Below are 13529 nucleotides of genomic sequence, written 5' to 3'. Positions count from 1 at the left end.
ATGACTATTACTATTAATTTTAATACTCTTTTATTAACTATTATAGTTATCGTTTCTGTCATAGCTTTAATTTATTTTATTTTAGCCTTGAGAAAGCTCATTATACTTATTGATACTATAAACAATACACTTAAGGATAATAAAGCCAATTTGGATAATACTATAAAGAATTTAAACGGAATTTCTGAAAATGTTAAAGATATAAGCGATGTTGCTGTTGAAACTACAGCCGAAGCTATTATTATGAAGGATGGAATTGTTAATCAATTAGATACCATAAAAGACATTATAAATATAATAGTTGGAGTATTTTCAAAAAAATAATTTACATATGTAAAGGACAGTCAATATTTGCTTTTAATCAATTTTTGAACTGTCCTATCTTTTATATTCTATTCTTTATTTTATACAACCTATTATATCATTTATATCTTTTATCCCTTGATCTATGCAGAACTTTTCCATTTCACTTATTATTTCTTTTCCAGCCATAGGGTTTATAAAGTTTATAGTTCCTATTTGAATTGCAGATGCTCCTGCCATCATAAATTCAATTGCATCTATTCCATTAGAAATACCACCTAATCCTATAACAGGGATGTCAACAACCTTAGATACCTCATGTACCATTCTTAATGCTATTGGTTTTACAGCTGGTCCTGAAAGCCCTGCATATATGTTGTTAAATATTGGCTTTCTTTTAAATGGATCTATTGCAAATCCTTTCAATGTGTTTATTAATGATATTGAATCTGCCCCAGCCTCTTCACAGCTTACTGCCATTTTAACTATATCTTCTGCATTAGGAGAAAGCTTAACCATAAGAGGTTTATCTGAAATATTCTTTATTTTAGAAACAACTTCATAGGCTACATTTGACTTTATTCCAAATGCCATTCCTCCTGATTTTACATTAGGACATGATATATTAAGTTCTATCATATCTATATCAGTATTTCTTAATTTCTCAATAGCCTCCTCATAATCTTCCATGCAACCTCCACCGACATTTGCAATAATATTAGTGCCAAGCTCCTTCATCTTTGGAAGTTCTTCTTTTATAAACCTATCTATTCCTGGATTTTGAAGTCCAACTGAATTCATCATTCCTGATGGAGTTTCATATACTCTTATTCCTTCATTACCGTCTTTAGGACTTAAAGTTAATCCCTTTGATGATATTCCCCCTAAGATCCCAACATCATAGAAATTATTATATTCTGCTCCAAAACCAAAGGTTCCTGATGCTGCTATTACTGGATTCTTAAATTCTACTCCATTTATATTAACCTTCAACATTTATAAAATTCCTCCTTTGATTTTAAAGTTCAACATAATATCCATCAAATACTGGACCATCCTTACATGTTCTTTTATTGCCATCTTTAGTTTTACATGTACAGACAAGACAAGCTCCAACTCCACAAGCCATATGTTTTTCCATAGATACATATGCTTTTACATTTTTTTCTTTACACATATCTATAACTTTTTTCATCATTATTTCTGGTCCACAGCAAAATACAGTATCATAATCTTCTACATTAAGAATATCTGTTACAAATCCCTTATGTCCATGTTTACCAGAATTTGTACTTACGTATGCTTTATCTACATAACTTTTTATTTCATCTATTAAATAAATATCCTCTCTAAAGCCTGCATATAAATCTAGCTTAGATGAATTCTTATTTTCTTTAATTTTTTTTGCTACTTCTAACATTGGTGCAGTACCTATGCCCCCAGAAACTAAAGCAACTTTACCAAGTTTTTCATATACATTAAATCCATTTCCTAAGGGTCCAGTAAGGTTTATATACTCGCCTTTTTCTAAATTAGTATATTCTCTTGTACCATTTCCAACAACCGCATATAAGAAAGTTATAGTTCCTTCGTTTTTTTCGCATACACTTATAGGTCTAGGAAGTAAAGTTTGTCCATTTAATTTTAACATATAGAATTGTCCTGGCTTCACTTCATTATTATCTTCTACAACCATTTTGTATATTCCATCAACTATTTTTTCATTTGATATAACTTTTGATTTACTATAAGTTACCTTCATTAGTTTTCCTCCTATATACTTTCTACTGCTGCCTTTATTTCATCTCTCATTCTTATAGCTTCTTCTCTTGCAAGTAATGCAAAATCTTTTTCCATGCCCTCTTGCTTTTTATATGCTAAAAGTATAGCTCTTGAAGAGTTTACAACTCCTCCATTTCCATTATTTAAATATAAAGCCACATCTTCTGCTTTTCCGCCTTGTGCTCCATAACCAGGTATTAAGAAAAACATATTCTTAAATCTTTTTCTTATTTCAATCCCCTCTTCAACATGAGTACATCCTATAACTCCACCAATGCTTGAATAGCCACACTCTCCTACTACTTCTTTACCAAGCTCAGCAATTTTATCACCAACTACCTTATAAACATCCCTATAATCTGTAGTTTTCAACATTTCTATATCTTCTGCTCCTGGATTAGAAGTTCTAACTAACGAGAAAACTCCCTTATTTCCTTTTTTCATATATGGCATATAGGGTTCAATACTATCCATCCCCATATATGGACTAAGAGTTATAAAATCAGCTTCAAAATCGCCTTCAAAGTGGGCCTTAGCATATTGCTTAGCTGTTGCAGCTATATCTCCTCTTTTTATATCAGCAATTATAATTGCATCTTTTTCTCTTAAATAATCTAAAGTTTCTTTATAAGCAATCATTCCTCTTAATCCTAACGCTTCATAATAAGCAATTTGAACCTTAAAGCAGGCTGCTACATCTATAGTTGCATCTATTATTTGTTTATTAAACTCAACTAATGCTTCTACTTCCGATCTTCCTTCAAAAAGATAGCTCGGGATATATTCAAGCGCAGTATCTAATCCAACGCAAACTACGCCTCTTTCCTCTACTCTATTAAATAATTTATCCATTATTAAGCTTTTCATCTTTATCCTCCTACTTCTTATAAAGAACTCTTCCTGCTTTTATTGTCATCTGGACTTCTCCATAAAACTCCATACCTTCAAAAGGAGTATTTTTGCCCTTTGAATGAAATTCATTTGAGTTTACTTTTATCTTCTTATCTAAATCTAATAAGACTACATCTCCATCAACTCCAGGACTAATTCTCCCCTTATTCATACCTAGAATATCAGCACAGTTCTTTGACATAATTTCACTTAACTTATTTAAAGTTACAGCTCCTGACTTAACTAAGCTTGTATAACATATAGAAAATGCTGTCTCTAGTCCAACCATTCCTGGAGAACCTTTTTCTTTATCTTCTTTTGTATGAGGCGCATGATCTGTTCCTATACAATCTACAACTCCATCTTTTATAGCATTTATAATTTTATCTACATCTTCTTTTTCTCTTATAGGAGGGTTTACTCTATAATTATTTATATCTTTTGTTAAGGATATATGATGAGGAGTAACCTCACAAGTTATATTGCTAAAGCGCTTCTTTGCTTCCCTAATATATTCTATAGCTTCTTTTATACTAACATGACACATATGAAGCCTTGCCCCAGTTTCTTTTGCTAAACAAATATCTCTTAAAGTCATTATATTTTCAGCAATTCTCATATCTATATCTGAAAAGCTATTATCTTCTGCATGAGACATTACTATCCAGTCATGTTCTTTTGCCTTTAACATAGCTTTATACATTATTTCGGAATCCATAACTCCAACACCATCATCTGATATTGCTTTAAGTTTAGTATCACTTTTAAATTCATCTAAATGGCTTATATCTTTTCCATTAAACCCTTTTGTAACAGATACACATTGATGCAAATCTATTAAATCCAGCTCTTTTTCTCTATTTCTAACTTCTTCTAAAACTTCTTTACTAGAACATATCGGCTTAGTATTTGCCATCAAGCATACTCCAGTATATCCTCCCCTTAATGCTGCCTTAGAACCTGTTTCTATATCTTCTTTGTAAGTAAGTCCTGGCTCCCTAAAATGAGAATGGGTATCTATAAATGAAGGCATTAACGTAAGTCCTTTAGCATCTATAAAATTTACATCATCTCTTTTAATATCTAATCCTACTTCTTTTATTTTTCCATTTTCTATATAAAGATCTCCAATAAAATCCTGTGAATAATCTACTATTCTAGCATTTTTTATTAGTAAATTCATAATTTCACCTCATATCTCATATTTAAATCTATAAATCAGATAGCTTTGTTATATGATCACAATAATCGCACTTGTATGTTCCTTTATTTTCATCTATTAGATTAAATGTATGAGGAACATATTGCTCTACTTCTGTTATACATCTTGGATTACCGCAAATCAGAACATCTATAACCTTTTTAGGTAACTCTGGTTTTATTTTTCTAGCTATTTCGCCTTCTCTTACCTCGTTTATAGTAAGATTTGGTGAAAGTAATCCTAAAATTGTATAGTTTACTTCTGAAGAATTTTCTATTTTAATTATGTCTTTTTTACCAATTTTATCACTTTCAACATTCATTATTAAAGCGACTTGACTATTCACTTTATCAAGATTTAAATAATTAAATATTTTTATTCCCATTCCAACTTTTATATGATCTATTACTAATCCATTTTTTATACTTGTTATTTCTAACATCTAAGCCACCCCCAAGAGTTTTGCAATTAATGCCATTCTTACATACATTCCATATTCTGCTTGCTTAAAATAACAAGCTCTCTCATCTTTATCTACTTCTATAGATATTTCATTTACTCTTGGTAGTGGATGCATAACTATCATATCTTTTTGGGCTAACTTCATTTTTTCTATATCCAGGATATAGCTATCTTTAAGCCTAATATATTCCTCTTCATTGAAAAATCTTTCTTTTTGGATTCTTGTCATATATAAAATATCTAGTTCCTCTATTACATCTTCTAATTTTTCAACCTCTTTAAATTCTATATTGTTTTTTATCAATATTTCTTCTCTTATATAAATTGGTATAGATAATTCCTTTGGTGAAATTAAGATAAATTTAGTTCCTTCATATCGTGACATAGCTTTTATAAGTGAGTGAACTGTCCTTCCATTTTTTAGGTCCCCACAAATTCCCATCGTATGATTTGTTAAGCCATCCTTTAAAGACTCTATAGTTAAAAGATCAGTTAATGTTTGAGTTGGATGCTGATGTCCCCCATCTCCCGCATTTATTACAGGAACTTCTGAGTACATACTTGCAAGTTTCGCAGACCCCTCCATTGGATGCCTCATGGCAATTATGTCAGAATATATAGATACCATAGTTATAGTATCTGCTAAAGTTTCTCCCTTTACAGTGGAACTTGAATTCGGCTCAGAAAACCCTAGAATTTTACCACCAAGTCTCATCATTGCAGCTTCAAAGCTAAATCTTGTTCTTGTACTTGGTTCATAAAATAAAGTTGCTAAAATTTTTCCATCACAGATATGAGAATATTCTCTCGGATTTGCTATTATTTGGTGTGCTAATTTAAAAATTTCTTGTAATTCCTGCCTTGAAAAATCCATTGGATCAATCAAATGCTTATTTTTGATATCCATTTACATCACTCCTTGTTAACATCTCTGTGTTAAATTTAAAGGTATATAAGTTGTAATAAATATTCTATACTTAACTAAATTATTTTAAAGCTTATAGTATTCAAGTAAAATAATAATTTCAGCAACTTATATAAAAATTATATACAATATATTTTCAATTTTACTCTTTTACTTAAATAAGCTTATTAAATTTTAATTTTATAAGATAGTAATTATATAGATTATTAATTAAAACATATATATTATAATTTACATAAAAAAACCTTCCTTATTTCAAGGAAGGTATAATAAGCCCTTAATAAAAGTCTTTTACTATTACAATCTCTTCCTTGTTAATCTCTCTGGATTAATTTAAAGGTCATCTTTTCCAATAGAATAACATTTATATATTCTATTGTCAATAAAGTATCTTCAAAAATACTATTTAATATATTATCTTTCATTAATAATTTCTTATCTCTAAAAGTTTAACGACTTAAATTAAAATGCGTAACATTATTGCACTTTATAACATATTATACACTATGTAATAAACACAATTTATTTATGTTTAAAACTAATAATGAGGGGGGGAATTTATATGTCTAAATATTATTATAGCGATTACGATTATAATGAAATACTTGATGGTTCTTATAATAACTATCTTAAAGTATTATATCAACTTCAAAAACAACTTCAGCTTCAAGCTCAAATTCAGGCTCAACTTCAAGCTCAGCTTCAAAGGCAAGAACAAGATCAGAGACAGTTTCAAGCCCAACTTCAAGCTCAACTTCAAAGGCAAGAACAAGATCAAAGACAATTTCAAGCTCAAATTCAGGCTCAGCTTCAAGCTCAACTTCAAGCTCAAGAAACTTCTAATACCGATACTACAAGTAACGGTAATACAATAACTTTAAATGTTACTGTTAACGGAACTAATACTAGCACTGATATTGAGACTGAAACTGAGACCGAGACCGAGACTGAAACCGAAGATGAAAGAGAAATTGATGCTAATGTTAACGTAAATGTTCAATAGTCCTTTATCTAATAAAAGCTTATATCTATAGATTAAAAATTTATCTAATCATAGTCTCTTATTTTAATAATTTATATAAAAAATAATTAATTTTTCATTGGCGTTACTGGAATAATAATTCCTGTAACGCTTCTATATGAAAAGCCCTTTTACTATTCATATTATATTTCTTCACTTTAACTTCCTATAATCAGATTCTCTTAATTTCCAATATAGTAGTAACATAAAAATATATTTTATATACTTATTTTCAAGCACATTTCTTTTTGAATTACATATTATAAATTATATTATTTTGAGATAGGAGAATTTTATATGTATACAAATGATTATAGCGCTTTAAGGCGTTGTCGCAGACAAACTCACAATCATGAATTCTTAGGAAGTACTAGATTTGCAGAAGAAGGTGATGATAGACATAATCATCGTTTTGCAGGAGTCTCAAGCGAAGCTATTCCATATAATGGATCTCATGTTCATAAAATAAAAACTAGCACAGACTTCTTCGGACACTTTCATGAAATCTGCATTGTAACAGGTCCAGCAATACCAGTAGGTAATGGTAAACATGTCCACTTAGCAAGAGCTACTACAACATTTGTTGATGGTCATGTTCATGAATTTATTTTCACAACATTAATTGATGCACCTACACTATAATTTATATTCTTGAACACTTTTAAAGTTAATCCCTCTTGTAATAAACAAACAGAAAATTATCTTTTAATCAAATTAAATGTTTGTTTCTATAGGGGGATTTTTATATAAATTTTATTATTACTAATCTATTTTTTTTTCGAAGATTTGATTATCAAATTTATAGTAATACACTATATTTATTTTTTTTACATATAAACGTAACTTTTTTTATACATATACCATACTATAAAATATGAAGTTAAGTTGTTTTAAAATACAATATACTGGACTATAAAATTCTCCAAGGAATAACTATAATATTGGTTATTCCTTCTTACTTATATTTCAATTTTATCTTTTTATATAAATAAAATTATCTATCTCTTTCATAGCCACAGTTCTAAAAAATTCATTTACTGATATATTTTTTAAATCACAATATTTTTTTATTAATTGTTTTTCTTTACTGTTTATCTTAAGCTCAACCTTATCATCTAAAATAGAATTCTCTTTCTCCTTAAAAATAAATTTGACTAATTTTAATATACTCCCCATTATTATCCTCCATAGATATCTACTTAAAAGCATCTTAAAGCAAAAGATAATTTTTAATTTTTTTGATTCTGTAATTATTATAAACTATCTTATATTACATATTTATTATATTGGTAACAAGATTATTACAATTTTTTATCATCTTTATATATTTTGTATTTATTTTGTATATTTAATTTTTATAAAGCCAAAATAATTGCGAAAGGTGGTTATTTAAATGAAAAAATTTATAGCTATTATTTTTATTTCTTTATTTTTAAACTTTAATATTGTAAAAGCAAATCCTCAAATCTCTTCTAATATATTAAAGGAAGGTGTTTACAACGTAAATGATATTACTAACACAATAGGAAATGTTAAAAATGTTCAGAATATCTCAAAAGATGGTTCTATATACCTGATACTTTTAGATAAAAATGAAACAGTTTTGCAAACAATAAAAATGAAGCCCGAATCTCAAAAATATACTTTAAATGATTTTGAAAAAAATTACAAGCTAATATTAATTGGTGATGGCTCAGCTTTTTTATCTTAGCTTTTAAGTTCATTTATATAAATATTTACTATTTCACTAAATAACACTCGTATAATATATATTTATTTAGTTAATTTTAATAGAAAGGTAGATGTTAAAATGAAAAAATTTATTAGCATACTATTACTTTGTTTATCATTATCATGCATACCTACTAACGCGATTATTCAATTTGCCGAATCTCAACTTAAAGAAGGGGTATATAGGGTAAATACTTTTACTACCCCATTAAATGAAATAAATTATATTGAAAATACATCAAAAACAGATGATGTTTATTTTGTAGTATTTAATGAAAATGATACCCTAATGCAATCAATAAAATTGCCTTCTAGTTCTTCTAAATATAAGATTTTACAGCTAGAACCTAGCTACAAAATAGTAATTATTGGAAAAGGCAGTATTCTTTTATCTAAAGAATAATTTTGAAATTTAAATATTGCTATTTTTTTTATAAAGCATTCTTTATTTATAGGGTAGATTTGTTTAATAGTTTCTACTCTATATTTTTCTATAAAAATAACTCCTAGAAACCTAGGAGTTATCATATTTCTTTAATTAATGCCAATTGTTCATCACATTATCCCACATCACTTTTCCACATTTAGCCAATGTAACTGTTCCATAAACACTATTAGGTATTCCCATAGATAAAACCGTGAATGTAAAGTTTCCTTTTGATAATCTGATTAATTCAGTATCGTTTTCTACTCCGTTCTTATCTCCAGTCTTACTTGAAATTTCATATTTTAAATCATCTGGAATATATAAAGCTAGCTTATTTTTAATTTGTTGTCTTGTTAAAATATCAATTAACATTTGACTATTTTCTTCGTTTAAATAAGTTGAATTATATAAATGCCTCCATATTCTAGCAAGATCTAACGCACATGTTATATTTTCAATTTCATTTTTAACTTTTCTTTCATCTGTTGTTTTTCTATTTAGTGTTGTATTTTTTAAACCCATTTCTTTTATATCTTTATTTATTTCTTCCATTCCAACAATATCAATTATTTTATTGGCTGCTGTATTATCACTTTGTATTAACATAGCAACTAATAATTCAAAAACTGTATATTCTCTTTCATTAAACTCATGAATTATACCTGTACCATAAACTTTATCTTTTCCATCTATCTTTATTTTATCTAAAAAATCAATTTTTTTATCTTCTACAGCTTTAATTAATGATACAGCTATAGGCAGCTTCATACAACCTGCTGCTACCATTTGAACGTTTTCATTATAACCATAAATGTATCCACTCTTTAAATCCTCAAAGAAAAATCCATACGTCCCAATTCTTGATTCTAAATATTTCTTTATCTCTTTCATAATACCCTCCAGCTTTCCTTACTGTATTCTCTGCCTAATAAGATTATATCATATTGTCAGAAAATTTTGAAGTATCAAATAAAATTTTATATAAGTTTTATTTAGTTTTTTATGTATATTTAAACAGCTAAAATAGTGGTAGAGTAAAATCTCTACCACCTCTATTGTAATTAATCAGCAAATGAAATTCCTATTTGTTTTGCAACTTGAACTAATTCTCCATTTGGATCCACTAATTTTGATTTTTGTCCTATAACATTTTCTAGACTATCACTAGACATTTTTCCATCTTTAAGACAAACCATTTCTCCAAATTTACCTTCATTAATAAGTTCCACAGCTCCAACTCCATATCTTGTTGATAAGATTCTATCATATGTTGAAGTTATTCCACCTCTTTGTATATGTCCAAGTACTGTACATCTTATTTCTTTATCTGGTAACAGCTTTTCTAAGTCTTCAGCCAATTTATTTCCTATTCCGCCAAGTCTTATTGGATCTGGACTATCAGCAACTATCTTAGCCACTACTACTTCTCCATCTTTTGGCTTTGCTCCTTCTGCTACTACGACTATACTAAATCTTCTTCCTGCCGCTTCTCTTTCTTTTACTTTTTCAGCAATCTTATTTATATCATAAGGCATTTCAGGTAAAAGTATAACATCTGCAGAACCTGCAATACCAGATTCTAATGCTATCCAACCTGCTCCTCTCCCCATAACCTCACAAATCATTACTCTATGATGTGATTCAGCTGTTGTATGAAGTCTATCTAATGCTTCAGTAGCAACATCTATAGCTGTATTAAATCCAAATGTTACATCTGTTGATGCTAAATCATTATCAATTGTTTTTGGAACTCCTATTACTTTAACTCCTTTTCTCGCAAAATCTCTTGCAGATGTTAAAGTTCCATCTCCTCCTATTACAACTAATACATCTACTCCTTCTTTCTTTAAATTTTCCACTGCTACATCTGATACATCTTTTTTAACCATAACGCCATTTTCTTCTACTAAGTAATCAAATAAGTTGTCCTTATTTGAGCTATATAATATAGTTCCACCTCTATGAAGAATACCTGATACGCTATCTAAAGTTAGAGGTACAAAATCATTGTTGTATAATCCTCTGTATCCAAACTTATAGCCTATTACTTCCATTCCATAGTTTATTATAGCTGTTCTTGTTACGGCTCTTATAACTGCATTTAATCCCGGACAATCTCCACCACCTGTTAGTAATGCTATTTTTTTTATTTGTTGTGACATTTAAAATTCCCCCTACCCGATTCAGTTACTTTTAAATTGATTATACATTTAAAATTTTCTGTTAATTCTCTTTAAAAATATAACAGTTTTTCTTTAATTAATGCAATTGTTTTCAAACTATTATTGTTACTTTTCTTATTTAATGATAGCATAAAGATAATATACTGAAAAGGAAAATTATTTATATTTTCAATATTTTTTATATCTTTGTAATTTTCTCATAATTATTCTTTTGATTTATATAAATTTAACTAAATTCTATTAAAATTAGTATTAAATACTATATAAAAGGTAAAATCAATTCTATTCTATATTCAACAAATAAATTAAATATCAAAATAAATACTATAAAATCAAACTTAGCAAACAAAGTTCATGATTTTAAAGAAGAAATTGAAAATTTAAAGAGAGAATCAGAAATTGAATAAAAAAACAAGAGTACTTGTTTGTACTCTTATTTTTTTTAATTATTTTACATAGTTAAAGTAACAATTCCAGCAAGTGATAATCCTAATAAAATTATACCTGCAATAACTCTATATATAGCAAATATTCTCATAGGCTTTTTCTTTAAATAACTTACAAACATATCCATAACTATTATTGATACAATAAAGGCTACAATAAATCCAATAATTAATGCAACTATATATGTAGAATTCATTATTGAATAATCAAAATTATATAAATCCATAGCCGATGAACCTATCATAGCTGGAACTGCTAAAAAGAATGAGAACTCTGCTGCTACTGGAGTTGCAAGTCCAGCAATCCATCCACCCATTATTGTTGAAGCACTTCTTGACATTCCTGGCCACATTGATAAAACTTGAAATAATCCAACCTTTAAAGATTGTATTGGAGTTAAATCAAAAACATCAACTGTTGGAATTTTTCCTCTTTTAGAAGTTTTATTTCTAAATCTATTTTCTATTACTAATAATAATATACCACCTACGATAAACCCAACAACTACTGCTGAAGGTTTAAATAAACTCTTTATATTATCATATAATGTTAAACCTACAATTAAAGCTGGGATTGATGCTATTATTATATTTATACCAAATTTAAAACCTGATTGTCCTTTTTTACCTAATGTAAAGATATAAGTAAAGAACTCAACTACCGCTCCCCAAAGTTTATTCCAATATAATACTACTACTGCTAAAATTGCTCCAAGTTGTATAACTACCTCAAACATGCTTGCAAATTCTTCTGCACCAATGCTACCTGATCTAAAGCCTATTAGACTTCCTACTAAAATCATATGACCTGTTGATGAAACTGGTACAAATTCTGTAAGACCTTCTACTATAGCTATAACAATAGCCTTAAGTATATAGATAAAATCTAAACCCATTCTTTTTCCTCCTTTTAAGACCTGTTCTAATTACAACAAATCTTATTATACCTTTATAATTCTTTACTGTCTATTGCTTATAATCCATTAATTCTTAAGATTATATTAAAGAACTTTAAAAATAAAGAAAACTTATATTTCATTTTTTATAATCTATTTCTATACTACTAACTACATTTTCACCATCTAATGAAAGTTCTATTAAGTTATCTCCCTTTGTTAATAATATATCTGAATATTTTTTAACTTTTCTAAACCCACTATCCTTTTCCTTTATATAATATTCATCCAATATTTTTCCATCCTTAAAAGCACCAATCACAAAACTATTGTTTTCATTTTTATCTTCAAGTGATGTTTGCTCTTGTTTTTTCATTAAAATTATATATGCTTTTTCATCACTGTTAACAGTTGTATCAATAGGATTTTTACTCATTAAATCTTTATTTTGAGTAAATATTGTAGGTGTAATATAACTTCCTTTAAATTTAAAGGTTATATCACTTGTATTTTTAACATAAGTTACATAGCTATTACTTTTTTTCATATCAGTAGTATTATCAATACTTATTGTGTAAGTATATAAAGATTTTTTTAGCATTGGTATATAATTTCTTCTATCACTGTTTCCTGTATAATTTAAATTTCTAACATCTTCATCTAAAAGTTCAACTGCACTGCAATAAAATCCTTCTTTATCAAAATATCCTCTATCAATAAAATCAATCATTATCCATTTATTATCTTCTTTGCTCCAAAACTCAACTACATAATATGAATTTTGCTTACTTAATTTAGCATCAGTCCTTCTAAATTCACCAAGTCTTGCGGTGTAGCCTACACTTTCAAGAAAATCCCTATAAATTATCCCAAGATCTCTAGCTGAAGCTTTTTTAGCTCCATTCTTTTCTTTTAATATGTCATATCCATTTATTCCTTTAGTATTAGGCACATCATCAAATGTAATTATTTCATTTAAAATCTCTGATATTCTTATTGCCTTCTTAATTTTATCTTTTTCACCATCTAATTTTTCTTCTGTATTATACATATCTTTAAGTATCTTTATTTTTTCATCATCCTTTTCTTCATAGAAGAAAGTTATATTATTTTCGTTATATATGTTGTCCCATTTTTTCACAGTAACGTCATTTGAATATTTTGACTTAAAAATAAATATTATAATTATTACTAATATAAAAATTATTGACATGATTATTTTTTTAAATTTTCTCAATCTGATCCCCCCATAAATATAATT

The 13529-nt window shown here is 27.9% G+C and carries 16 protein-coding genes; 5 read left to right on the top strand and 11 right to left on the bottom strand.

What is annotated here, in order from left to right; genetic code table 11:
- Positions 1–324, top strand: a complete 324-nt coding sequence (locus NSA50_RS00435) for a hypothetical protein (protein ID WP_257442184.1) — start codon at positions 1–3, stop codon at positions 322–324.
- A gap of 75 nt (positions 325–399) precedes the next feature.
- Here the strand turns inward: NSA50_RS00435 and NSA50_RS00430 are convergent, their stop codons facing one another.
- The 6 genes from NSA50_RS00430 to pyrB are packed head-to-tail and all read right to left on the bottom strand — an operon-like array spanning position 400 to position 5546.
- Positions 400–1299, bottom strand: coding sequence for a dihydroorotate dehydrogenase (locus NSA50_RS00430; RefSeq protein ID WP_195264144.1), 900 nt, complete (start codon positions 1297–1299; stop codon positions 400–402).
- Positions 1300–1321: 22 nt separating this feature from the next.
- Positions 1322–2065 (bottom strand): dihydroorotate dehydrogenase electron transfer subunit, encoded by a 744-nt coding sequence (locus NSA50_RS00425; RefSeq protein WP_195264145.1) that lies wholly within the window; start codon positions 2063–2065, stop codon positions 1322–1324.
- 11 nt (positions 2066–2076) lie between these two features.
- On the bottom strand, positions 2077–2952 hold the full coding sequence (gene pyrF, locus NSA50_RS00420; RefSeq protein WP_257442181.1) for an orotidine-5'-phosphate decarboxylase: 876 nt from the start codon (positions 2950–2952) through the stop codon (positions 2077–2079).
- A 10-nt stretch (positions 2953–2962) separates the two neighbouring features.
- On the bottom strand, positions 2963–4159 hold the full coding sequence (locus tag NSA50_RS00415) for a dihydroorotase (RefSeq protein WP_257442179.1): 1197 nt from the start codon (positions 4157–4159) through the stop codon (positions 2963–2965).
- 28 nt (positions 4160–4187) lie between these two features.
- The gene (locus tag NSA50_RS00410; protein ID WP_195264148.1) at positions 4188–4619 is read right to left on the bottom strand and encodes an aspartate carbamoyltransferase regulatory subunit; all 432 of its coding nucleotides are present in this window, start codon (positions 4617–4619) and stop codon (positions 4188–4190) included.
- The gene (gene pyrB, locus NSA50_RS00405; protein WP_257442177.1) at positions 4620–5546 is read right to left on the bottom strand and encodes an aspartate carbamoyltransferase; all 927 of its coding nucleotides are present in this window, start codon (positions 5544–5546) and stop codon (positions 4620–4622) included.
- 580 nt (positions 5547–6126) lie between these two features.
- On the opposite strand from pyrB, the gene NSA50_RS00400 reads away from it, so the two are divergent.
- Positions 6127–6567 (top strand): hypothetical protein, encoded by a 441-nt coding sequence (locus tag NSA50_RS00400; RefSeq protein WP_195264150.1) that lies wholly within the window; start codon positions 6127–6129, stop codon positions 6565–6567.
- Positions 6568–6882: 315 nt separating this feature from the next.
- Positions 6883–7227 carry a YmaF family protein gene (locus NSA50_RS00395; protein ID WP_195428521.1) on the top strand — a complete coding sequence of 115 codons (345 nt, stop codon included), beginning with the start codon at positions 6883–6885 and terminating at the stop codon, positions 7225–7227.
- Between the two features lie 330 nt (positions 7228–7557).
- On the opposite strand, the gene NSA50_RS00390 is transcribed toward NSA50_RS00395, so the two are convergent.
- Complete coding sequence (locus NSA50_RS00390; RefSeq protein ID WP_195264152.1) at positions 7558–7761, bottom strand: DUF6290 family protein; 204 nt, start codon at positions 7759–7761, stop codon at positions 7558–7560.
- Between the two features lie 217 nt (positions 7762–7978).
- Here NSA50_RS00390 and NSA50_RS00385 point away from each other — a divergent pair, with 217 nt between their 5' ends.
- Entirely contained in the window at positions 7979–8296 is a 318-nt protein-coding gene (locus NSA50_RS00385; RefSeq protein ID WP_195264153.1) for a hypothetical protein, read from the top strand.
- A 99-nt stretch (positions 8297–8395) separates the two neighbouring features.
- On the top strand, positions 8396–8719 hold the full coding sequence (locus tag NSA50_RS00380; RefSeq protein ID WP_195264154.1) for a hypothetical protein: 324 nt from the start codon (positions 8396–8398) through the stop codon (positions 8717–8719).
- Positions 8720–8854: 135 nt separating this feature from the next.
- Here NSA50_RS00380 and NSA50_RS00375 read toward each other — a convergent pair whose 3' ends face one another.
- The 4 genes from NSA50_RS00375 to NSA50_RS00360 all read right to left on the bottom strand — a co-directional run bounded on the left by NSA50_RS00375 (position 8855) and on the right by NSA50_RS00360 (position 13505).
- A complete protein-coding gene (locus NSA50_RS00375; protein WP_257442170.1) occupies positions 8855–9634 on the bottom strand; it encodes a serine hydrolase in 780 nt (259 codons plus the stop codon).
- A 170-nt stretch (positions 9635–9804) separates the two neighbouring features.
- Complete coding sequence (locus NSA50_RS00370) at positions 9805–10905, bottom strand: 6-phosphofructokinase (protein ID WP_195264156.1); 1101 nt, start codon at positions 10903–10905, stop codon at positions 9805–9807.
- A gap of 472 nt (positions 10906–11377) precedes the next feature.
- Positions 11378–12268 carry an undecaprenyl-diphosphate phosphatase gene (locus NSA50_RS00365; protein ID WP_195264157.1) on the bottom strand — a complete coding sequence of 297 codons (891 nt, stop codon included), beginning with the start codon at positions 12266–12268 and terminating at the stop codon, positions 11378–11380.
- 139 nt (positions 12269–12407) lie between these two features.
- On the bottom strand, positions 12408–13505 hold the full coding sequence (locus tag NSA50_RS00360) for a hypothetical protein (protein ID WP_257442167.1): 1098 nt from the start codon (positions 13503–13505) through the stop codon (positions 12408–12410).
- Positions 13506–13529: the final 24 nt, after the last annotated feature.

Origin of the sequence: Clostridium mucosae (assembly GCF_024622765.1) — a bacterium.
Classification (GTDB): Bacteria; Bacillota; Clostridia; order Clostridiales; family Clostridiaceae; genus Clostridium.
The sequence above is the reverse complement of the archived record's forward strand: the minus strand, read 5'-3'. Positions and strand labels throughout refer to the sequence as shown.

Coding starts and splice junctions, on each gene's coding strand:
- NSA50_RS00430 (WP_195264144.1), bottom strand. CDS start 1,299: ATGTTGAAGGTTAATATAAATGGAGTAGAATTTAAGAATCCAGTAATA.
- NSA50_RS00435 (WP_257442184.1), top strand. CDS start 1: ATGACTATTACTATTAATTTTAATACTCTTTTATTAACTATTATAGTT.
- NSA50_RS00385 (WP_195264153.1), top strand. CDS start 7,979: ATGAAAAAATTTATAGCTATTATTTTTATTTCTTTATTTTTAAACTTT.
- NSA50_RS00380 (WP_195264154.1), top strand. CDS start 8,396: ATGAAAAAATTTATTAGCATACTATTACTTTGTTTATCATTATCATGC.
- NSA50_RS00410 (WP_195264148.1), bottom strand. CDS start 4,619: ATGTTAGAAATAACAAGTATAAAAAATGGATTAGTAATAGATCATATA.
- NSA50_RS00395 (WP_195428521.1), top strand. CDS start 6,883: ATGTATACAAATGATTATAGCGCTTTAAGGCGTTGTCGCAGACAAACT.
- pyrF (WP_257442181.1), bottom strand. CDS start 2,952: ATGAAAAGCTTAATAATGGATAAATTATTTAATAGAGTAGAGGAAAGA.
- NSA50_RS00400 (WP_195264150.1), top strand. CDS start 6,127: ATGTCTAAATATTATTATAGCGATTACGATTATAATGAAATACTTGAT.
- NSA50_RS00425 (WP_195264145.1), bottom strand. CDS start 2,065: ATGAAGGTAACTTATAGTAAATCAAAAGTTATATCAAATGAAAAAATA.
- NSA50_RS00390 (WP_195264152.1), bottom strand. CDS start 7,761: ATGGGGAGTATATTAAAATTAGTCAAATTTATTTTTAAGGAGAAAGAG.
- NSA50_RS00415 (WP_257442179.1), bottom strand. CDS start 4,159: ATGAATTTACTAATAAAAAATGCTAGAATAGTAGATTATTCACAGGAT.
- NSA50_RS00375 (WP_257442170.1), bottom strand. CDS start 9,634: ATGAAAGAGATAAAGAAATATTTAGAATCAAGAATTGGGACGTATGGA.
- NSA50_RS00365 (WP_195264157.1), bottom strand. CDS start 12,268: ATGGGTTTAGATTTTATCTATATACTTAAGGCTATTGTTATAGCTATA.
- pyrB (WP_257442177.1), bottom strand. CDS start 5,546: ATGGATATCAAAAATAAGCATTTGATTGATCCAATGGATTTTTCAAGG.
- NSA50_RS00370 (WP_195264156.1), bottom strand. CDS start 10,905: ATGTCACAACAAATAAAAAAAATAGCATTACTAACAGGTGGTGGAGAT.